Origin of the sequence: Burkholderia sp. 22PA0099 (assembly GCF_047497165.1) — a bacterium.
Taxonomy (GTDB): Bacteria; Pseudomonadota; Gammaproteobacteria; order Burkholderiales; family Burkholderiaceae; genus Burkholderia.
This window is the reverse complement of the sequence record NZ_CP163165.1, coordinates 4,187,782-4,207,469: the sequence shown is the minus strand read 5'-3', so window position 1 is coordinate 4,207,469 and position 19,688 is coordinate 4,187,782. Positions and strand designations below refer to the sequence as shown.

General features: G+C 60.3%; 32 protein-coding genes. All 32 read left to right on the top strand.

Features of this window, described 5'->3' with window-relative positions:
* The first annotated feature begins 70 nt into the window (after positions 1-70).
* Positions 71-634: a hypothetical protein gene (locus AB4851_RS34195; protein WP_414450513.1), complete on the top strand. Its 564-nt coding sequence runs from the start codon at positions 71-73 to the stop codon at positions 632-634.
* Positions 635-659: 25 nt separating this feature from the next.
* Positions 660-2,507, top strand: a complete 1,848-nt coding sequence (gene recQ, locus AB4851_RS34190) for a DNA helicase RecQ (RefSeq protein ID WP_414450512.1) — start codon at positions 660-662, stop codon at positions 2,505-2,507.
* Between the two features lie 291 nt (positions 2,508-2,798).
* A complete protein-coding gene (gene rpsL / locus AB4851_RS34185; RefSeq protein WP_206125750.1) occupies positions 2,799-3,182 on the top strand; it encodes a 30S ribosomal protein S12 in 384 nt (127 codons plus the stop codon).
* A 174-nt stretch (positions 3,183-3,356) separates the two neighbouring features.
* Positions 3,357-3,827, top strand: coding sequence for a 30S ribosomal protein S7 (rpsG, locus tag AB4851_RS34180; protein ID WP_006477195.1), 471 nt, complete (start codon positions 3,357-3,359; stop codon positions 3,825-3,827).
* A gap of 117 nt (positions 3,828-3,944) precedes the next feature.
* A complete protein-coding gene (fusA, locus tag AB4851_RS34175) occupies positions 3,945-6,047 on the top strand; it encodes an elongation factor G (protein WP_414443685.1) in 2,103 nt (700 codons plus the stop codon).
* A 40-nt stretch (positions 6,048-6,087) separates the two neighbouring features.
* Entirely contained in the window at positions 6,088-7,278 is a 1,191-nt protein-coding gene (tuf, locus tag AB4851_RS34170; RefSeq protein WP_414443665.1) for an elongation factor Tu, read from the top strand.
* A 132-nt stretch (positions 7,279-7,410) separates the two neighbouring features.
* Complete coding sequence (gene rpsJ, locus AB4851_RS34165; protein WP_206125752.1) at positions 7,411-7,722, top strand: 30S ribosomal protein S10; 312 nt, start codon at positions 7,411-7,413, stop codon at positions 7,720-7,722.
* 186 nt (positions 7,723-7,908) lie between these two features.
* Positions 7,909-8,559: a 50S ribosomal protein L3 gene (gene rplC, locus AB4851_RS34160; RefSeq protein WP_414443686.1), complete on the top strand. Its 651-nt coding sequence runs from the start codon at positions 7,909-7,911 to the stop codon at positions 8,557-8,559.
* Entirely contained in the window at positions 8,559-9,179 is a 621-nt protein-coding gene (rplD, locus tag AB4851_RS34155) for a 50S ribosomal protein L4 (RefSeq protein ID WP_206125754.1), read from the top strand. Before rplC ends, rplD begins: the two co-directional genes overlap by 1 nt.
* Entirely contained in the window at positions 9,176-9,490 is a 315-nt protein-coding gene (gene rplW / locus AB4851_RS34150) for a 50S ribosomal protein L23 (RefSeq protein WP_206125755.1), read from the top strand. Before rplD ends, rplW begins: the two co-directional genes overlap by 4 nt.
* 2 nt (positions 9,491-9,492) lie before the next feature.
* Positions 9,493-10,320, top strand: a complete 828-nt coding sequence (gene rplB, locus AB4851_RS34145; protein ID WP_414450511.1) for a 50S ribosomal protein L2 — start codon at positions 9,493-9,495, stop codon at positions 10,318-10,320.
* A 10-nt stretch (positions 10,321-10,330) separates the two neighbouring features.
* Positions 10,331-10,606, top strand: a complete 276-nt coding sequence (rpsS, locus tag AB4851_RS34140) for a 30S ribosomal protein S19 (RefSeq protein WP_042623627.1) — start codon at positions 10,331-10,333, stop codon at positions 10,604-10,606.
* 12 nt (positions 10,607-10,618) lie between these two features.
* Positions 10,619-10,948, top strand: a complete 330-nt coding sequence (gene rplV, locus AB4851_RS34135; RefSeq protein WP_206125757.1) for a 50S ribosomal protein L22 — start codon at positions 10,619-10,621, stop codon at positions 10,946-10,948.
* Positions 10,949-10,959: 11 nt separating this feature from the next.
* Entirely contained in the window at positions 10,960-11,760 is an 801-nt protein-coding gene (rpsC, locus tag AB4851_RS34130; RefSeq protein WP_414443688.1) for a 30S ribosomal protein S3, read from the top strand.
* 2 nt (positions 11,761-11,762) lie between these two features.
* The gene (gene rplP / locus AB4851_RS34125; RefSeq protein WP_013696371.1) at positions 11,763-12,179 is read left to right on the top strand and encodes a 50S ribosomal protein L16; all 417 of its coding nucleotides are present in this window, start codon (positions 11,763-11,765) and stop codon (positions 12,177-12,179) included.
* Positions 12,180-12,188: 9 nt separating this feature from the next.
* Positions 12,189-12,383: a 50S ribosomal protein L29 gene (rpmC, locus tag AB4851_RS34120; protein ID WP_004199856.1), complete on the top strand. Its 195-nt coding sequence runs from the start codon at positions 12,189-12,191 to the stop codon at positions 12,381-12,383.
* Complete coding sequence (gene rpsQ / locus AB4851_RS34115) at positions 12,380-12,652, top strand: 30S ribosomal protein S17 (protein WP_414443689.1); 273 nt, start codon at positions 12,380-12,382, stop codon at positions 12,650-12,652. Before rpmC ends, rpsQ begins: the two co-directional genes overlap by 4 nt.
* Before the next feature lie 304 nt (positions 12,653-12,956).
* Positions 12,957-13,325, top strand: a complete 369-nt coding sequence (gene rplN, locus AB4851_RS34110; protein WP_206125760.1) for a 50S ribosomal protein L14 — start codon at positions 12,957-12,959, stop codon at positions 13,323-13,325.
* Positions 13,326-13,334: 9 nt separating this feature from the next.
* Positions 13,335-13,640, top strand: a complete 306-nt coding sequence (gene rplX / locus AB4851_RS34105) for a 50S ribosomal protein L24 (protein WP_414443690.1) — start codon at positions 13,335-13,337, stop codon at positions 13,638-13,640.
* Between the two features lie 13 nt (positions 13,641-13,653).
* On the top strand, positions 13,654-14,193 hold the full coding sequence (gene rplE / locus AB4851_RS34100) for a 50S ribosomal protein L5 (protein WP_206125762.1): 540 nt from the start codon (positions 13,654-13,656) through the stop codon (positions 14,191-14,193).
* 7 nt (positions 14,194-14,200) lie between these two features.
* Complete coding sequence (gene rpsN, locus AB4851_RS34095; RefSeq protein WP_414443691.1) at positions 14,201-14,506, top strand: 30S ribosomal protein S14; 306 nt, start codon at positions 14,201-14,203, stop codon at positions 14,504-14,506.
* Positions 14,507-14,520: 14 nt separating this feature from the next.
* Positions 14,521-14,916, top strand: a complete 396-nt coding sequence (rpsH, locus tag AB4851_RS34090; RefSeq protein WP_206125764.1) for a 30S ribosomal protein S8 — start codon at positions 14,521-14,523, stop codon at positions 14,914-14,916.
* 15 nt (positions 14,917-14,931) lie between these two features.
* Complete coding sequence (gene rplF / locus AB4851_RS34085; protein ID WP_414443692.1) at positions 14,932-15,462, top strand: 50S ribosomal protein L6; 531 nt, start codon at positions 14,932-14,934, stop codon at positions 15,460-15,462.
* Between the two features lie 12 nt (positions 15,463-15,474).
* On the top strand, positions 15,475-15,840 hold the full coding sequence (gene rplR, locus AB4851_RS34080; protein ID WP_206125766.1) for a 50S ribosomal protein L18: 366 nt from the start codon (positions 15,475-15,477) through the stop codon (positions 15,838-15,840).
* 13 nt (positions 15,841-15,853) lie between these two features.
* Positions 15,854-16,372 (top strand): 30S ribosomal protein S5, encoded by a 519-nt coding sequence (gene rpsE / locus AB4851_RS34075; RefSeq protein WP_206125780.1) that lies wholly within the window; start codon positions 15,854-15,856, stop codon positions 16,370-16,372.
* A 12-nt stretch (positions 16,373-16,384) separates the two neighbouring features.
* Positions 16,385-16,567 (top strand): 50S ribosomal protein L30, encoded by a 183-nt coding sequence (gene rpmD / locus AB4851_RS34070; protein ID WP_028199571.1) that lies wholly within the window; start codon positions 16,385-16,387, stop codon positions 16,565-16,567.
* Between the two features lie 27 nt (positions 16,568-16,594).
* Complete coding sequence (rplO, locus tag AB4851_RS34065; protein WP_206125767.1) at positions 16,595-17,029, top strand: 50S ribosomal protein L15; 435 nt, start codon at positions 16,595-16,597, stop codon at positions 17,027-17,029.
* Between the two features lie 43 nt (positions 17,030-17,072).
* Complete coding sequence (gene secY / locus AB4851_RS34060; protein ID WP_414450510.1) at positions 17,073-18,419, top strand: preprotein translocase subunit SecY; 1,347 nt, start codon at positions 17,073-17,075, stop codon at positions 18,417-18,419.
* A 6-nt stretch (positions 18,420-18,425) separates the two neighbouring features.
* Positions 18,426-18,644, top strand: coding sequence for a translation initiation factor IF-1 (gene infA, locus AB4851_RS34055; RefSeq protein ID WP_012734373.1), 219 nt, complete (start codon positions 18,426-18,428; stop codon positions 18,642-18,644).
* Positions 18,645-18,664: 20 nt separating this feature from the next.
* On the top strand, positions 18,665-18,781 hold the full coding sequence (gene rpmJ / locus AB4851_RS34050; protein WP_004199844.1) for a 50S ribosomal protein L36: 117 nt from the start codon (positions 18,665-18,667) through the stop codon (positions 18,779-18,781).
* Between the two features lie 36 nt (positions 18,782-18,817).
* Positions 18,818-19,183, top strand: coding sequence for a 30S ribosomal protein S13 (gene rpsM / locus AB4851_RS34045; RefSeq protein ID WP_013696382.1), 366 nt, complete (start codon positions 18,818-18,820; stop codon positions 19,181-19,183).
* Positions 19,184-19,206: 23 nt separating this feature from the next.
* Positions 19,207-19,608: a 30S ribosomal protein S11 gene (gene rpsK / locus AB4851_RS34040; RefSeq protein WP_012734376.1), complete on the top strand. Its 402-nt coding sequence runs from the start codon at positions 19,207-19,209 to the stop codon at positions 19,606-19,608.
* Positions 19,609-19,688: the final 80 nt, after the last annotated feature.

The window sequence follows — 19,688 nt, the reverse complement described above, 5'->3', positions numbered from 1 at the left end:
GGCGCCCGCCGGATGATCTTCTGCCTTCACGATCGCGCTCCGGCTGCGCGACTAACCGAGGTAAGTGATCATGCGAAACGATGCGGCGGTCAATCGCGGGATCGGCGTGGCAGGTCTCGCGCTCTGCGTGTTGCTGGCGGTGATGGCCCTGCCGGGCTGGTGGTATCTGCGTCACCACGGTGTTTCCCACGACGCGATCGTGCGCACGCGCGTGCTGCGCCCCGGGCTGCGGCTCTACGTGGTGCGGCGGCTCGGCCAAGGTGCGTCATCGCCGTTCCTCTACGATTACTATCTGTCCCGGCGCGACCTTGCCCAAGCCTCGCTCGGTAGCCTGATGGACCGCCGCGCGCCGTTCCTGATCTCCGACAGCGAGATGGCCGAGGTCGGCGTCGATGGCGACGATTCGCTCTGCGTGTCGCTGCGCGGGCATGTCTACGGCTTTGTGAACAAGGTCTCGCTCGATGCCGGCGGCCAGCGCGCGGCGATCTCGATTTCGCTGGCCGCACGGCCGCCCGCCGATTCGGCACACGGCGGCGCAACCAACGCGCCGGCGGCCGAGCAATCTCGTCCGAATGGCCAATCCGGACACGAAGGCGGCGGCGACCCGGCTTCTGTCTGTAAAATGCAGCCTTGATTTTTCAAACGATCCCTCCTGCCTCATGTCGCGCGCGCTCGAAATCCTGAACGAAGTTTTCGGTTATCCGGCCTTTCGCGGCCAACAGGGCGAGATCGTCGAGCATGTCGCGGGCGGCGGCGACTGCCTCGTGCTGATGCCCACCGGCGGCGGCAAGTCGCTCTGCTACCAGATCCCGGCGCTGGTTCGCCACGAGTCGGGGCAAGGCCCCGGCATCGTCGTCTCGCCGCTGATCGCGCTGATGCACGATCAGGTCGCCGCGCTGACCGAAGTGGGCGTGCGCGCCGCTTACCTGAATTCCACGCTGTCGGGCGCCGAGGCCGCCGCTACCGAGCGCGCGTTGCGCGAGGGCGAACTCGATCTGCTCTACGTGGCGCCCGAGCGGCTGATGACGCCGCGCTTCCTCGATCTGCTCGAACGCACGCGCATCGGCCTGTTCGCGATCGACGAGGCGCATTGCGTATCGCAGTGGGGGCACGATTTCCGGCCCGAATACATCAAGCTGTCGATCCTGCACGAGCGCTTCCCGTACGTGCCGCGCATCGCGCTGACGGCCACCGCCGACGAAATCACGCGCGACGAGATCATCCAGCGCCTCGCGCTCGACGATGCGCGCGTGTTCGTGTCGAGCTTCGATCGCCCGAACATTCGCTACCGGATCGTCGAAAAGGACAACGCGCGCTCGCAACTGCTCGATTTCATTCGTGCCGAGCACACCAATGCCGACGGCACCACCGATGCCGGCGTGGTGTATTGCCTGTCGCGCCGCAAGGTCGAGGAAACCGCCGAGTGGCTCAAGACGCAGGGCGTGCGCGCGCTGCCGTATCACGCCGGCATGGAATTCGAGGTGCGCCAGCGCCATCAGGAGATGTTCCAGCGCGAGGAGGGCATCGTAATGTGCGCGACGATCGCGTTCGGCATGGGCATCGACAAGCCCGACGTGCGCTTCGTGGCCCACCTCGACCTGCCCAAGAGCGTCGAGGGCTATTACCAGGAAACCGGCCGCGCGGGCCGCGACGGCCTGCCCGCGAATGCCTGGATGGCCTATGGCCTCGGCGACGTCGTGCAGCAGCGCAAGATGATCGATGAATCCGAAGCCGACGACGCCCACAAGCGCGTGCAGACATCCAAGCTCGACGCGCTGCTCGGCCTGTGCGAAACCGCGTCGTGCCGCCGCGTGCGCCTGCTCGGCTATTTCGGCGAAGCGAGCCAGCCCTGCGGCAACTGCGACACCTGCCTCGAGCCGCCCAACACCTGGGACGCCACGCGCGAAGCGCGCATGGCCCTGTCCTGCGTGTTCCGCGCGCAGCGCGCGAGCGGCTTCAACTTCGGCGCGAGCCACCTGATCGAAGTCCTGCGCGGCGCGAAAACGGAAAAAATCCAGCAGCGCGGCCACGATTCGTTGAGCACGTTCGGCATCGGCGCCGAGCTGTCCGAGCCCGAATGGCGCGCGATCTTCCGCCAGCTCGTGGCGTTCGGTTACCTGGCCATCGATCACGGCGGCTTCGGCGCGCTGGTGCTGACCGAGGCGAGCAAGCCGGTGCTCAAGGGCGAGGAAACCGTCACGCTGCGCCGCTACGTCAAGCCCAAGAGCTCGCGCAATGCATCGACGCGCAGCGGCGCCCGCGCCGATCCCACCGCCGGCATGTCCGCGCACGAACGCGCCTGCTGGGAACGGCTGCGCACCTGGCGCGCCGAAACCGCCAAGAGCGACGGCGTACCCGCCTACGTGATCTTTCACGATGCCACCCTGGCCGAGATCGCGCGCAACGCGCCCGAATCCGTCGAGGATCTGCGCCATATCCCCGGCATCGGCGCCCGCAAGCTCGAACGGTTCGGCGACGAGCTCATCGACGTGGTCGAATCTGCGTAAATGCATCGAGCCGAGCCGGTTGCGGTGAGGCGCGATGCTGCATTGCGATCACCGCAACCGGCCGTCACTGATTCGTCACTTATTGTTGCGTCGGCAAATCACGCAAGCTGTTGACCCGCTTGGGATTTTTGACTTAAGATGGCGGGTTCCGATTCCCGGTAGGTAAACTCGCGGGCCGCCAAGAAGTGGCGGCGGGCGGGATGTCAGCGGGGCGTCGGATCACCACAGGCATGCCTGCGTCGCTTTGCCCGATGCGAGTGTGCCGGTTTTTGTCATTTTCAGGAATACACAATGCCAACCATCAACCAACTGGTTCGCAAAGGCCGTGAGTCGGAAACGACCAAGAGCAAGAGCCCGGCCTTGCAGAACTGCCCCCAGCGTCGCGGCGTGTGCACTCGCGTGTACACCACGACGCCGAAGAAGCCGAACTCGGCACTCCGTAAGGTCGCCAAGGTTCGTCTGACGAACGGCTTCGAAGTGATTTCGTACATCGGCGGTGAAGGCCACAACCTGCAGGAACACTCGGTTGTGCTGATCCGCGGCGGCCGTGTGAAGGATTTGCCGGGTGTGCGTTACCACATGGTTCGCGGCTCGCTGGATACCCAGGGCGTCAAGGATCGTAAGCAAGCGCGCTCGAAGTACGGCGCGAAGCGTGCAAAGGCCACGAAGAAGTAAGTTGCCTCTGAAAGGTGATCGCCGTCAGGCGGTTAATGCGGTAGTGCCGGATAGCCGGTGCTGTCGAGTAAGTGGTCACCCGGCCAAGCTGGTTAGTCGAACGAGATGAATCGGGTTTGTTGGTGACCGCGGGGCTGGATCTCAGCTCCAACTGAAAAAGTCAAAGGAAGAAACATGCCGCGTCGTCGCGAAGTCCCCAAGCGGGAAGTGTTGCCGGATCCGAAGTTCGGTAACGTTGATGTTGCAAAATTCATGAACATGCTGATGTTGTCCGGCAAGAAGTCGGTCGCGGAACGCATCGTTTATGGCGCTTTCGAACAGATCCAGACCAAGGGTGGCAAGGACCCGCTGGAAGTGTTCACTGTCGCGCTGAACAACGTGAAGCCGGTGGTCGAAGTGAAGAGCCGTCGCGTTGGTGGTGCGAACTATCAGGTTCCGGTCGAAGTGCGCCCGTCGCGTCGTATGGCATTGGCGATGCGTTGGCTGCGTGAAGCCGCGAAGAAGCGTAGCGAGAAGTCGATGGCACTGCGCCTGGCAGGTGAACTCTCCGAAGCGGCCGAAGGCCGCGGCGGCGCGATGAAGAAGCGCGACGAAGTTCACCGGATGGCAGAAGCCAACCGCGCGTTCTCGCACTTCCGCTTCTAAGCGAGAGCGAGACTCAAGCGGTAAAAATCCGGGCGGGTGCGCTGTTTCAGGCGCCTCGCCCGTTTGTGTTGAGGCGTAACGCAACCTTGCGTTGCGTTAACCCATAGAGGATTCAAAGTGGCTCGCAAGACTCCTATCGAGCGCTACCGCAATATCGGTATTAGCGCCCACATCGACGCCGGCAAGACGACGACGACCGAGCGCATCCTGTTTTACACCGGCGTGAACCACAAGATCGGTGAAGTTCACGACGGCGCTGCCACGATGGACTGGATGGAGCAGGAACAGGAACGTGGCATCACGATCACGTCCGCTGCCACCACCGCCTTCTGGAAGGGCATGGGCGGCAACTATCCGGAACACCGCATCAACATCATCGACACCCCGGGTCACGTCGACTTCACGATTGAAGTCGAGCGCTCGATGCGCGTGCTCGACGGCGCGTGCATGGTGTACTGCGCGGTGGGTGGCGTTCAGCCGCAGTCGGAAACCGTGTGGCGTCAGGCCAACAAGTACAAGGTTCCGCGTCTGGCGTTCGTCAACAAGATGGACCGTACCGGCGCGAACTTCTTCAAGGTCTACGACCAGCTCCGTCTGCGCCTGAAGGCAAACCCGGTTCCGGTCGTGGTGCCGATCGGCGCGGAAGAAGGCTTCAAGGGCGTGGTCGATCTGCTGAAGATGAAGGCGATCGTTTGGGACGAAGCGTCCCAGGGCACGAAGTTCGACTACGTCGACATCCCGGCTGAACTTGCTGAAACGTGCAAGGAATGGCGCGAAAAGATGGTCGAAGCGGCTGCCGAAGCCAATGAAGACCTGATGAACAAGTACCTGGAAGAAGGCGATCTGCCGGAAGCCGACATCGTCAAGGCGCTGCGCGACCGTACGATCGCCTGCGAAATCCAGCCGATGCTGTGCGGTACCGCGTTCAAGAACAAGGGCGTGCAGCGCATGCTCGACGCCGTGATCGATTTCCTGCCGTCGCCGATCGACATTCCCCCGGTCACGGGCGAACTCGACAATGGCGACAAGGTCGAACGCGTGGCGTCGGACGAAGAGAAGTTCTCGTCGCTGGCATTCAAGATCATGACCGACCCGTTCGTCGGCCAACTGATCTTCTTCCGTGTGTACTCGGGCATCGTGAATTCGGGCGACACGCTGCTGAACTCGACCAAGGGCAAGAAGGAACGCCTGGGCCGGATTCTGCAGATGCACGCGAACCAGCGCGAGGAAATCAAGGAAGTCCGTGCAGGCGACATCGCTGCAGCGGTCGGCCTGAAGGATGCGACCACGGGCGACACGCTGTGCGATCCGCAGCACCCGATCATCCTGGAACGCATGGTGTTCCCGGAGCCGGTGATCTCGCAGGCCGTCGAGCCGAAGACGAAGCCGGACCAGGAAAAGATGGGCCTGGCGCTGAACCGCCTGGCACAGGAAGATCCGTCGTTCCGCGTCCAGACGGACGAAGAATCGGGCCAAACCATCATTTCGGGCATGGGCGAGCTCCACCTCGAAATTCTGGTGGACCGCATGCGTCGTGAATTCGGCGTGGAAGCCACGGTCGGCAAGCCGCAAGTTGCCTACCGCGAAACCATCCGTGCAACGGCGAAGGACGTCGACGGCAAGTTCGTCAAGCAGTCGGGTGGTCGCGGCCAGTACGGTCACGCAACCATCACGCTCGAGCCGAACGAGCAGGGCAAGGGCTACGAGTTCTTCGACGAGATCAAGGGTGGTGTGATTCCGCGTGAATACATCCCGGCGGTCGACAAGGGTATCCAGGACACGCTGAAGGCCGGCGTGCTGGCTGGCTTCCCGGTCGTCGACGTGAAGGTGCACCTGACGTTCGGTTCGTACCACGATGTTGACTCGAACGAAAACGCGTTCCGCATGGCCGGTTCGATGGCGTTCAAGGAAGCAATGCGCCGTGCGAGCCCGGTCGTGCTGGAGCCGATGATGGCGGTCGAAGTCGAAACGCCGGAAGACTACATGGGCAACGTGATGGGCGACCTGTCGGGCCGTCGCGGTATCGTCCAGGGCATGGAAGACATGGTGGGCGGCGGCAAGATCGTGCGCGCCGAAGTGCCGCTGTCGGAAATGTTCGGCTACTCGACGTCGCTGCGTTCGCTGACCCAAGGTCGCGCCACGTACACGATGGAGTTCAAGCACTACTCCGAAGCGCCGCGCAACGTCGCCGAAGCGATCATCAGCGCAAAGTCGAAGTAAGTCGTCTCCTCCAAACATTCATTTTTGAAAGAAGAGAACCATGGCAAAAGGTAAATTTGAGCGGACCAAGCCGCACGTCAACGTTGGTACGATCGGTCACGTTGACCACGGCAAGACGACGCTGACGGCAGCAATCACGACGGTGCTGACGAAGAAGTTCGGCGGCGAAGCGAAGGCCTACGACCAGATCGACGCGGCACCGGAAGAAAAGGCGCGCGGCATCACGATCAACACGGCACACGTCGAGTACGAAACGGCTAACCGCCACTACGCACACGTCGACTGCCCGGGCCACGCTGACTATGTGAAGAACATGATCACGGGCGCGGCACAGATGGACGGCGCGATCCTGGTTTGCTCGGCAGCAGACGGCCCGATGCCGCAAACGCGCGAGCACATCCTGCTGGCCCGTCAGGTTGGCGTTCCGTACATCATCGTGTTCCTGAACAAGTGCGACATGGTGGACGACGCTGAACTGCTCGAACTGGTCGAGATGGAAGTTCGCGAACTCCTGTCGAAGTACGACTTCCCGGGCGACGACACGCCGATCGTGAAGGGTTCGGCCAAGCTGGCGCTGGAAGGCGACACGGGCGAGCTGGGCGAAGTGGCGATCATGAACCTGGCCGACGCACTGGACACGTACATCCCGACGCCGGAACGCGCAGTTGACGGCCTGTTCCTGATGCCGGTGGAAGACGTGTTCTCGATCTCGGGTCGCGGCACGGTGGTGACGGGTCGTATCGAACGCGGCATCGTGAAGGTCGGCGAAGAACTCGAAATCGTCGGCATCAAGGACACCGTGAAGACGACCTGCACGGGCGTCGAAATGTTCCGCAAGCTGCTGGACCAAGGTCAAGCAGGCGACAACGTCGGTATCCTGCTGCGCGGCACGAAGCGTGAAGACGTGGAGCGTGGTCAAGTTCTGGCGAAGCCGGGCTCGATCAAGCCGCACACGCACTTCACGGCTGAAGTGTACGTGCTGAGCAAGGACGAAGGCGGCCGTCACACGCCGTTCTTCAACAACTACCGTCCGCAGTTCTACTTCCGTACGACGGACGTGACGGGCTCGATCGAACTGCCGAAGGACAAGGAAATGGTCATGCCGGGCGACAACGTGTCGATCACGGTGAAGCTGATCGCTCCGATCGCCATGGAAGAAGGTCTGCGCTTCGCAATCCGCGAAGGCGGCCGTACCGTCGGCGCCGGCGTCGTTGCAAAGATCCTCGCCTAAACGCGTCGGTCTGGTTTTGGTGTAATATGCAGCGCCCGGGAACGGGTGCTCCCTCTCCGGGGGCACCCGTTTCTACGTTCTTTTTTGTGATCTGGCGATGCAACATCGCCTCGCTCTTTTCAAGGAATTGTCATGGCTCAACAAAAAATCCGCATTCGCCTGAAGGCTTTCGACTATCGCTTGATCGATCAGTCGGCTGCCGAAATCGTCGACACCGCGAAGCGGACCGGCGCAATCGTCCGTGGCCCGGTGCCGCTGCCGACGCGCATTCAGCGTTTCGACATCCTCCGCTCGCCGCACGTCAACAAGACGTCGCGTGACCAGCTCGAAATCCGTACGCACCAGCGCCTGATGGACATCGTCGATCCGACCGACAAGACGGTTGACGCGCTGATGAAGCTCGACCTGCCGGCAGGCGTCGACGTCGAAATCAAGCTGCAGTAAGGCTTTCGGCGGATCCGGCCCCAGCCGGAAGCGCTAAGTCATTGATTGCTTGCGAAAAACGAAAAGCTTGGCTATAATGCTTGGCTTTTCGCGCATTTGCGTAAAAGCCTGCGTACCTGCCGTTCCGGCAAGCGCGGCGTTTTGTAAATTAGCCCCGACCAATCGCAGTCGGGAATGGAGAAAACGATGAGCCTTGGACTCGTAGGTCGCAAGGTTGGCATGACCCGTATTTTCACGGCTGAAGGGGATTCGATTCCCGTCACCGTGCTGGACGTGTCGGACAACCGCGTGACGCAGATCAAGACTGTTGAAACCGACGGCTACACGGCTGTTCAGGTTGCATTCGGCTCCCGTCGTGCATCGCGCGTGACGAAGCCGCTGGCAGGTCATCTCGCCAAAGCTGGCGTAGAAGCTGGTGAAGTTCTCAAGGAATTCCGTATCGATGCGACCAAGGCAGCCGAGCTGTCGAACGGCGCCATCGTCGGTCCCGATCTCTTCGAAGTAGGCCAGAAGGTCGACGTGCAAGGCGTGTCGATCGGTAAGGGCTACGCCGGTACGATCAAGCGTTATAACTTCGCTTCGGGTCGCGCATCCCACGGTAACTCGCGTTCGCACAACGTTCCGGGTTCCATCGGTATGGCGCAGGATCCGGGTCGCGTGTTCCCCGGCAAGCGCATGACGGGCCACATGGGTGACGACACGGTTACGGTTCAAAACCTCGAAATCGCACGTATCGACGCAGAGCGCAAGCTGCTGCTCGTGAAGGGTGCCATTCCGGGTGCGAAGGGCGGCAAAGTCTTCGTGACGCCGGCCGTCAAGGCCAAGGGAGCGAAATAATGGAACTCAAGCTCCTGAATGAAAATGGTCAGGAAGGTGCAGTCGTCAACGCATCGGACGCAGTGTTCGGTCGTGACTACAACGAAGCACTGATCCACCAAGTCGTCGTTGCTTACCAGGCGAACGCTCGCCAGGGTAACCGCGCGCAGAAGGATCGTGAGCAAGTCAAGCACACGACCAAGAAGCCGTGGCGTCAGAAGGGTACGGGCCGCGCTCGTGCCGGTATGTCGTCGAGCCCGCTGTGGCGCGGCGGTGGCCGTATTTTCCCGAATTCGCCGGAAGAAAACTTCTCGCACAAGGTCAACAAGAAGATGCACCGCGCAGGTCTGCGCTCCATCTTCTCGCAACTTGCCCGCGAAGGCCGTCTGTCGGTCGTTGAAGAGTTCACGCTCGAAGCGCCGAAGACCAAGCTGCTGGCCGAGAAGTTCAAGGCCATGGGCCTGGAGTCCGTGCTCGTGATCACGGACACCGTCGAAGAAAACCTGTACCTCGCGTCGCGCAACCTGCCGAATGTGGCAGTTGTCGAGCCGCGTTACGCCGACCCGCTGTCGCTGATCTACTTCAAGAAGATCCTGGTCACGAAGGCTGCGGTCGCCCAGATCGAGGAGTTGCTGTCATGAGCGAGATTCGCAAAAACGATCATCGTTTGATGCAGGTCCTGCTCGCGCCGGTAGTCTCGGAAAAGGCGACGCTGGTTGCAGACAAGAACGAGCAAGTTGTGTTCGAAGTCGCACCGGATGCCACGAAGCAGGAAGTGAAGGCCGCGGTCGAGCTGCTGTTCAAGGTGGAAGTCAATTCCGTCAACATGCTGGTCCAGAAGGGCAAGCAGAAGCGTTTCGGCCGTTCGATGGGCCGTCGCAAAGACGTGAAGAAGGCGTATGTCTGCCTGAAGCCCGGCCAGGAAATCAACTTTGAAGCGGAGGCCAAGTAATCATGGCAATCGTTAAAGTTAAGCCGACTTCGCCGGGTCGCCGTGCGATGGTCAAGGTGGTCAACAAGGATCTGCACAAGGGTAAGCCGTTCGCGGCCCTGCTCGACTCGCAGAGCGTGACCGCCGGCCGTAACAACAACGGCCGCATCACCACCCGCCATAAGGGCGGTGGTCATAAGCAACAGTACCGTATCGTCGATTTCCGTCGCAACAAGGACGGCATCCCGGCGAAGGTCGAACGTCTCGAGTATGACCCGAACCGTAGCGCGAACATTGCGCTGGTTCTGTACGCAGACGGCGAGCGTCGCTACATCATCGCGCCGAAGGGTTTGACGGTTGGCCAGCAACTCCTGTCGGGTTCGGAAGCACCGATCCGTGCAGGCAACACGCTGCCGATCCGCAACATTCCGGTCGGTACGACGATCCACTGCATCGAGATGCTGCCGGGCAAGGGTGCGCAAATCGCGCGCTCGGCCGGCACGTCGGCCATGCTGCTGGCGCGTGAAGGCGTCTACGCGCAGGTTCGTCTGCGTTCGGGCGAAATCCGCCGCGTGCACATCGAGTGCCGCGCAACGATCGGTGAAGTGGGCAACGAAGAGCATAGCCTGCGTCAGATCGGTAAGGCCGGTGCAAATCGTTGGCGCGGTATCCGCCCGACGGTCCGTGGTGTCGCGATGAACCCGATCGATCACCCGCACGGTGGTGGTGAAGGCAAGACCGCGGCAGGCCGCGATCCGGTTAGCCCGTGGGGCACGCCGGCGAAGGGCTTCCGTACGCGTAGCAACAAGCGCACGACGACGATGATCGTCCAGCGCCGTCATAAGCGCTAAGGAGTAGGCAATGGCACGTTCTGTTAAAAAAGGTCCGTTCTGCGACGCCCATTTGCTGAAGAAAGTTGAGGCAGCTGCAGCTACGCGCGACAAGAAGCCGATCAAGACCTGGTCGCGTCGCTCGACGATTCTCCCGGATTTCATTGGTCTGACGATCGCCGTGCATAACGGCCGTCAACACGTACCGGTGTACATCTCGGAAAACATGGTCGGCCACAAGCTTGGCGAGTTCGCACTGACCCGGACGTTCAAGGGTCACGCGGCCGACAAGAAGGCCAAGAAATAAGGGGCAATCAAGATGGAAGTGAAAGCAATTCATCGCGGTGCCCGCATTTCGGCGCAGAAGACGCGCCTGGTGGCTGACCAGATCCGCGGTTTGCCGGTGGACAAGGCACTGAACGTTCTGACGTTCTCGCCGAAGAAAGCCGCCGGCATCGTGAAGAAGGTCGTTTTGTCGGCCATCGCCAATGCGGAGCACAACGAAGGCGCGGATATCGACGAGCTCAAGATCAAGAGCATCCTCGTCGACAAGGCAGCGTCGCTGAAGCGTTTTACCGCGCGCGCCAAAGGCCGCGGTAACCGCATCGAGAAGCAATCCTGTCACATCACTGTGACGGTCGGGAATTAAGGGGTCGCACGATGGGACAGAAAATTCATCCGACTGGCTTCCGTTTGGCCGTCAGCCGCAATTGGGCTTCGCGTTGGTACGCGAACAACAACAATTTCGCGGCGATGCTGCAGGAAGACATCGGCGTCCGTGAGTATCTGAAGAAGAAGCTGAAGAACGCTTCGGTCGGTCGCGTCGTCATCGAGCGCCCGGCGAAGAACGCACGGATCACGATTTACAGCTCGCGTCCGGGCGTCGTCATCGGCAAGAAGGGTGAGGACATCGAGCAACTGAAGGCAGAACTGCAACGCCGCATGGGCGTTCCGGTTCACGTCAACATCGAGGAAATCCGCAAGCCGGAAACCGATGCTCAGTTGATCGCCGACTCGATCACGCAACAGCTCGAGCGTCGGATCATGTTCCGCCGCGCGATGAAGCGTGCGATGCAAAACGCCATGCGTCTGGGTGCCCAAGGCATCAAGATCATGAGCGCGGGCCGTTTGAACGGCATCGAAATCGCACGTACGGAGTGGTACCGCGAAGGCCGCGTGCCCCTGCACACGCTGCGTGCCGACATCGACTACGCGACCTCGGAAGCGAAGACGACCTACGGCATCATCGGCGTCAAGGTGTGGGTGTACAAGGGCGATACGCTGGGCCGCAACGACGCGCCGGTGGTCGAGGAAGTGACGGAAGACAAGCGTCCGCGCCGTAACGCGCGTCCGGGCGATCGTCGTCCGCGCCGTGACGGTGAAGGCGGTGGTCCGGGTGCCCGTCGTGGCGCTCCGCGTCGCGCTGCAGGCAAGCCGGAAGACGGCAAGACTGGAGAATAACGATGCTGCAACCGAAACGCAGAAAGTATCGTAAAGAGCAGAAGGGTCGCAACACCGGTATCGCGACGCGCGGCAACGCCGTCTCGTTCGGTGAATTCGGCCTGAAGGCTATCGGTCGCGGCCGTCTGACCGCGCGTCAGATCGAAGCGGCGCGTCGTGCCATGACGCGTCACATCAAGCGTGGCGGCCGTATCTGGATTCGCATTTTCCCGGACAAGCCGATTTCGCAGAAGCCGGCCGAAGTGCGGATGGGTAACGGTAAGGGTAACCCTGAGTACTACGTCGCCGAGATTCAGCCGGGCAAGATGCTGTATGAAATGGATGGCGTAACCGAAGAACTGGCACGCGAAGCGTTCCGTCTGGCTGCAGCGAAGCTGCCGCTGAAGACGGCGTTCATCGTTCGTCAGCTCGGCGCCTAAGGAGAAAATATGAAGGCTTCCGAACTTCTCCAGAAAGATCAGGCAGCGCTCAACAAGGAGCTGTCGGATCTGCTTAAGGCGCAATTCGGCCTGCGCATGCAACTCGCGACCCAGCAGCTCACGAACACGAGCCAGCTGAAGAAGGTGCGTCGCGACATCGCTCGTGTGCGGACCGTCCTGACTCAGAAGGCGAACCAGAAATGAACGATAGCGTAAAAACCTCGCTCAAGCGGACGCTCGTCGGTCGGGTTGTCAGCAACAAGATGGATAAAACCGTCACGGTGCTGATCGAAAACCGCGTCAAGCATCCGATCTACGGCAAGTACGTTGTGCGCTCGAAGAAGTATCACGCGCACGACGAGGCTAACACCTACAACGAAGGCGATCTCGTCGAGATCCAGGAAACGCGTCCTCTCTCGAAGACGAAGGCCTGGACGGTGTCGCGCCTGGTCGAAGCAGCCCGCGTCATCTAAGCGGGAGGGCCGAAAGGCCCACAAGCAGTAGCAGTGCTTGAAGTCGCAAAGTTTTTGCTTGCGTGGCCGGGATTATTTGTTATAATCCCGGTCTTCCCTCTGTATGGGAGCCCCGTCGCGGGCAAAGTCTCGGTGGGGGAAGCGGGCTGACGTCCTGTCAGTTCGATAGATTCACCGATTTGCGATGGCGGGTTTCGTTTGCCGTCGCTGCTGTTCAAACCCAAGCAGCCGATTGGCTGACGGGACCAAGACTGACCGTATGCCTCATGGTGGGGTATCCGGATTAAGTTGGGAAAGATAAACCATGATCCAGACCGAATCTCGGCTTGAAGTGGCCGACAACACGGGTGCACGCGAAGTTCTGTGCATCAAGGTGCTCGGCGGCTCGAAGCGTCGTTATGCCAGCATTGGCGACATCATCAAGGTGACCGTCAAGGAAGCAACGCCGCGCGGGCGCGTGAAGAAAGGCGAAATCTACAACGCCGTGGTGGTTCGCACCGCCAAGGGCGTACGTCGTCAAGACGGTTCGCTGATCAAGTTCGACGGCAACGCCGCTGTGCTTTTGAACAACAAGCTCGAGCCGATCGGCACCCGTATTTTCGGGCCGGTCACGCGTGAGCTGCGTAGCGAACGATTCATGAAGATCGTTTCGCTGGCGCCGGAAGTGCTGTAAGGAGTCGCGATGAATAAGATTCGCAAGGGTGACGAAATCATCGTCATCACCGGCAAGGACAAGGGCAAGCGCGGTGTCGTGCTGGCCGTCGGTGCCGAACATGTCACTGTCGAAGGTATCAACCTCGTCAAGAAGCATGTGAAGCCGAACCCGATGAAGGGTACGACGGGTGGCGTGGAAGCGAAGACGATGCCGCTGAACATTTCGAACGTCGCATTGGTCGACGCGAACGGCAAGGCTTCGCGTGTTGGCATCAAGGTCGAAGAAGGCAAGAAGGTCCGCTTTCTGAAGACGACTGGTGCCGTGCTGGCCTGACCGGAGTATAGAAATGGCACGTTTTCAAGAGTTTTACAAAGAAACGGTAGTTCCCGGCCTGGTCGAGAAGTTCGGCTACAAGTCGATCATGGAAGTGCCGCGCATCACCAAGATCACCCTGAACATGGGCCTTGGCGAAGCGATCGCTGACAAGAAGATCATCGAGAACGCCGTTGGCGATCTGACGAAGATCGCTGGTCAGAAGCCCGTCGTGACGAAGGCTCGCAAGGCAATTGCAGGCTTCAAGATCCGTCAAGGCTATCCGATCGGTGCGATGGTGACGCTGCGTGGTCGTGCGATGTACGAATTCCTCGATCGTTTCGTGACGGTTGCCCTGCCCCGCGTGCGCGATTTCCGCGGCGTGTCGGGTCGTGCATTCGACGGCCGTGGCAATTACAACATCGGTGTGAAAGAGCAGATCATTTTCCCCGAAATCGATTACGACAAGATCGACGCGCTGCGTGGGCTGAACATCAGCATCACGACGACCGCGAAGACCGACGACGAAGCGAAGGCACTGCTCGCCAGCTTCAAGTTCCCGTTCAGAAACTGAGGTTACCGTGGCTAAACTGGCACTGATCGAACGTGAAAAGAAGCGTGCTCGCCTGGCAGCAAAGTTCGCACCGAAGCGTGCAGCACTGAAGGCGGTTATCGACGACGCGAGCAAGTCGGACGAAGAGCGCTACACCGCACGTCTCGAACTGCAACAACTGCCCCGCAATTCGAACCCGACCCGCAAGCGTAACCGCTGTGCGATTACGGGCCGTCCGCGTGGCACGTTCCGTAAATTCGGCCTCGCGCGTAACAAGATTCGTGAAATCGCTTTCCGCGGCGAGATTCCTGGCCTGACCAAGGCGAGCTGGTAATAGGAGAAACGTAAATGAGCATGAGTGATCCTATCGCCGATATGCTGACTCGCATCCGCAACGCGCAGATGGTCGAGAAGGTGTCGGTGGCAATGCCCTCGTCGAAAGTCAAGATCGCGATCGCCCAAGTCCTGAAGGACGAAGGCTACATCGATGATTTCGCGATCAAGACCGAAGGCGCGAAGGCAGAACTGAATATTGCACTGAAGTACTACGCTGGCCGCCCGGTCATCGAACGCCTCGAGCGCGTTTCGAAGCCTGGCCTGCGCGTGTACCGCGGTCGCAATGACATCCCTCAGGTCATGAATGGCCTGGGTGTGGCAATCGTGTCGACGCCCAAGGGCGTGATGACTGATCGCAAGGCGCGCGCTACCGGCGTCGGCGGCGAAGTCATCTGCTACGTCGCTTAATCGAGGAGAAAGAATATGTCTCGAGTAGGTAAAAGCCCGATCGCGCTGCAAGGCGCCGAGGTGACGTTGGCAAACGGCTCCATCACCGTGAAGGGTCCGTTGGGCACGATCGCGCAAGTGGTGAATCCGCTTGTGACGGTGGTGAACAACGACGGCACGCTGAACCTGGCGCCGGTCGACGAAAGCCGCGAAGCAAATGCACTGTCGGGCACGATGCGCGCGATTATCGCGAACATGGTGCAAGGCGTGACCAAGGGTTTCGAGCGCAAGCTGACGCTGGTTGGCGTTGGTTATCGTGCGCAGGCGCAAGGCGACAAGCTGAACCTGTCGCTGGGTTTCTCGCACCCGGTGGTGCACCAGATGCCGGAAGGCATCAAGGCTGAAACCCCGACGCAAACCGAAATCGTGATCAAGGGGATCAACAAGCAACAAGTCGGTCAAGTAGCTGCGGAAGTTCGCGGTTACCGTCCGCCGGAGCCCTACAAGGGCAAGGGCGTGCGCTATTCCGACGAGGTTGTGATCCTCAAAGAAACGAAGAAGAAGTAAGGGTGCGCAATCATGGATAAGACTCAATCTCGCCTGCGCCGCGCTCGCCAGACGCGTATCAAGATCGCTGAGCTGCAGGTCGCGCGTCTCGCCGTGCATCGCACGAATTCGCACATCTACGCTCAAGTGTTCTCGCCGTGCGGCACCAAGGTGGTTGCCAGTGCGTCGACGCTCGAAGCCGAAGTGCGTGCGCAGCTGGCTGATCTGTCGGGCAAGGGCGGCAACGTCAATGCAGCGACTCTGATCGGTCAGCGTATCGCCGAGAAGGCCAAGGCCGCCGGCATCGAATCCGTCGCCTTTGACCGCTCGGGCTTCCGCTACCATGGCCGCGTGAAGGCGCTGGCTGATGCAGCTCGCGAAGCTGGGCTCAAGTTCTAAGGAAGAATTCGTCATGGCAAAGATGCAAGCGAAAGTTCAGGCCGACGAGCGCGACGACGGCCTTCGCGAAAAAATGATTTCGGTCAATCGCGTGACCAAGGTTGTGAAGGGTGGCCGTATTCTCGGCTTCGCCGCACTGACCGTGGTTGGCGACGGTGATGGCCGCGTCGGCATGGGCAAGGGCAAGGCGAAGGAAGTGCCGGTTGCTGTCCAGAAGGCAATGGAGCAGGCTCGCCGCAACATGTTCAAGGTGCCGTTGAAGAACGGTACGCTGCAACATGAAGTGCACGGCAAGCACGGCGCATCCGCTGTCCTCCTCGCTCCGGCGAAGGATGGTACGGGCGTGATCGCTGGTGGTCCGATGCGTGCCGTGTTCGACGTGATGGGCGTGCAAAACGTCGTCGCGAAGAGCCATGGCTCGACGAACCCGTACAACCTGGTTCGTGCAACGCTCGACGGCCTGCGCAAGCAGTCGACGCCGGCTGACATTGCTGCCAAGCGCGGCAAGTCCGTCGAAGAAATTTTGGGCTAAGCGGTGGTCACCATGTCTGATAAAACTGTCAAGGTTCAGCTCGTCAAGAGCCTGATTGGGACCCGCGAAACTCACCGTGCCACCGTGCGTGGCCTGGGTCTGCGTCGCCTCAACTCGGTCAGCGAGCTGCAGGATACGCCGGCGGTGCGCGGCATGATCAACAAGGTTTCGTACCTTGTTAAGGTCATCGGCTAAGCGCCGACTACCGATCTAGGAGTTGATATGGAATTGAATAACCTGAAGCCGGCAGAAGGCGCGAAGCATGCTAAGCGTCGCGTCGGCCGCGGCATCGGTTCCGGCCTCGGTAAGACGGCCGGCCGTGGTCACAAGGGTCAGAAATCGCGTTCGGGCGGTTTCCACAAGGTTGGCTTCGAAGGCGGTCAAATGCCGCTGCAACGTCGTCTGCCGAAGCGCGGCTTCACGTCGCTGACGAAGGAATTCGTCGGTGAAGTGCGTCTGGGCGACCTCGAGAAGCTGCCGGTCGACGAGATCGATCTGCTCGCACTGAAGCAAGCCGGCCTGGTCGGCGAGCTGACGAAGAGCGCAAAGATCATCGCCACGGGCGAACTGAAGCGCAAGATTGTCGTGAAGGGTCTCGGTGCGACGAAGTCGGCGCGCGCAGCGATCGAAGCGGCTGGCGGTTCGTTTGCCGAGTAACGCACTCACGTGCCGTTACTAGCATCTGCATCGGAGAAGATACTTGGCTAACAGCCCGAGTCTCGCAAAACCCGGTCGTAGCACGGCGAAGTTCGGCGATCTGCGCCGGCGAGCAATGTTCTTGCTCCTGGCGTTGCTCGTCTATCGCGTCGGCGCGCACATCCCGGTTCCGGGTATCGATCCGGATCAACTGGCGAAGCTGTTCCAGAGCCAGTCAGGCGGCATCCTGGGCATGTTCAACATGTTCTCGGGTGGTGCGTTGTCCCGCTTTACGATCTTCGCGCTGGGGATCATGCCGTACATCTCCGCGTCGATCATCATGCAGTTGCTGGCGATCGTCTCGCCGCAGCTCGAGGCGCTGAAGAAGGAAGGGCAGGCGGGGCAACGGAAGATCACGCAGTACACGCGTGTCTTTACGGTCGTTCTGGCTACGTTCCAGGCCTTCGGCATCGCGGCTGCGCTGGGCAATCAGCCGGGGCTCGTGATCGATCCGGGCGTGTTGTTCCGTCTCACGACGGTCGTCACGCTGGTGACCGGCACGATGTTCCTGATGTGGCTCGGCGAGCAGATCACGGAACGCGGTCTGGGCAACGGTATTTCGATCATCATCTTCGGCGGTATCGCATCGGGGCTTCCGAACTCGGTGGGTTCGCTGTTCGATCTGGTGAGCACGGGCGCAATGGGTTATGCGTCGGCGATCATCATCGTCGTGCTGATCGCTGCGGTGACTTACCTGGTCGTGTTCATCGAACGCGGTCAGCGCAAGATCCTCGTGAATTACGCGAAGCGTCAGGTAGGCAACAAGATTTACGGTGGGCAGTCGTCGCACCTGCCGCTGAAGTTGAACATGTCGGGCGTGATTCCGCCGATCTTCGCATCGTCGATCATCCTGTTCCCGGCAACGATCCTGAGCTGGTTCAGTTCGGGTGAGCACAAGAGCTGGCTTTCCGACACGCTGCATAATGTGGCGGAAGCGCTGAAGCCGGGTCAGCCGGTGTATGTGCTGTTGTACACGCTGGCGATCGTGTTTTTCTGCTTCTTCTACACCGCACTGGTGTTCAACAGCAGGGAAACGGCGGATAACCTGAAGAAAAGCGGCGCGTTTGTTCCGGGCATCCGTCCGGGCGACCAAACCGCACGATATATCGACCGCATCCTCACGCGTCTGACGCTGGCCGGTGCGATCTACATCGTCTTCGTGTGTCTGCTCCCGGAATTTCTGGTGCTGCGTTGGAATGTACCGTTTTATTTTGGTGGAACGTCGCTGCTGATCATTGTCGTCGTCACGATGGACTTCATGGCGCAGGTGCAGTCGTACGTTATGTCGCAACAGTATGAGTCGCTGCTCAAGAAAGCCAATTTCAAGGGCGGCAACATTCCAGTGCGTTGAACGATCATGGCCAAAGACGATGTGATCCAGATGCAGGGTGAGGTGGTTGAAAACCTTCCCAATGCTACCTTCCGTGTGAAGCTGGAAAACGGCCATGTCGTACTGGGGCATATCTCGGGCAAGATGCGGATGCATTACATCCGTATCCTTCCGGGCGACAAGGTGACGGTTGAATTGACGCCTTACGATCTGTCGCGTGCGCGGATCGTGTTCCGGGCGAAGTGATTTGTAAAAAGGGTAATATCATGAAAGTGATGGCATCGGTTAAGCGCATTTGCCGCAATTGCAAGATCATCAAGCGTAAAGGCGTTGTTCGCGTGATCTGCAGCTCGGACCCGCGCCATAAACAGCGTCAAGGCTGATTGCGCTTGTTTGCGCTTTTTGTTTGAGGAAAAACAATGGCTCGTATCGCAGGGGTTAACATCCCGAATCACCAGCATACCGAGATCGGCCTGACGGCGATTTTCGGTGTCGGCCGCACGCGCGCTCGCAGCATTTGCGTCGCAGCAGGCGTCGAATTCTCGAAGAAGGTCAAAGACCTGAACGACGCAGACCTCGAAAAGCTGCGTGAAGAAGTGGGCAAGTTTGTCGTCGAAGGCGATCTGCGCCGTGAAGTGACGATGAACATCAAGCGCCTGATGGACCTCGGTTGCTACCGCGGCGTCCGCCATCGCAAGGGTCTGCCGATGCGTGGCCAGCGTACGCGTACGAATGCACGTACCCGTAAGGGTCCGCGCCGCGCCGCTCAAGCGCTGAAGAAATAAGCTGACAGTTACAGGAAAACGTCATGGCTAAGGCTTCCAATAACGCGGCTCAACGCGTTCGCAAGAAGGTTAAGAAGAACGTCGCGGAAGGTGTGGTTCACGTCCACGCTTCGTTCAACAACACGATCATCACGATCACCGATCGTCAGGGCAACGCCCTGGCGTGGGCGACGTCGGGCGGCCAAGGCTTCAAGGGCTCGCGCAAGTCGACCCCCTTCGCAGCGCAGGTTGCCGCCGAGTCGGCAGGCCGTGTCGCGATGGAATACGGCGTGAAGAACCTCGAAGTGCGTATCAAGGGCCCGGGCCCGGGTCGTGAGTCGGCAGTGCGTGCACTGCATGGCCTCGGCATCAAGATCACGGCGATTTCCGACGTGACCCCGATCCCGCACAACGGCTGCCGTCCGCCGAAGCGCCGCCGCATCTAAGGATGCCCGGTGCAGCCTGTCGTCGCCTCAGGGCGGCTACGGGCAACGTAGTTGATTGCGTTGATTGACTAAGTCCACCG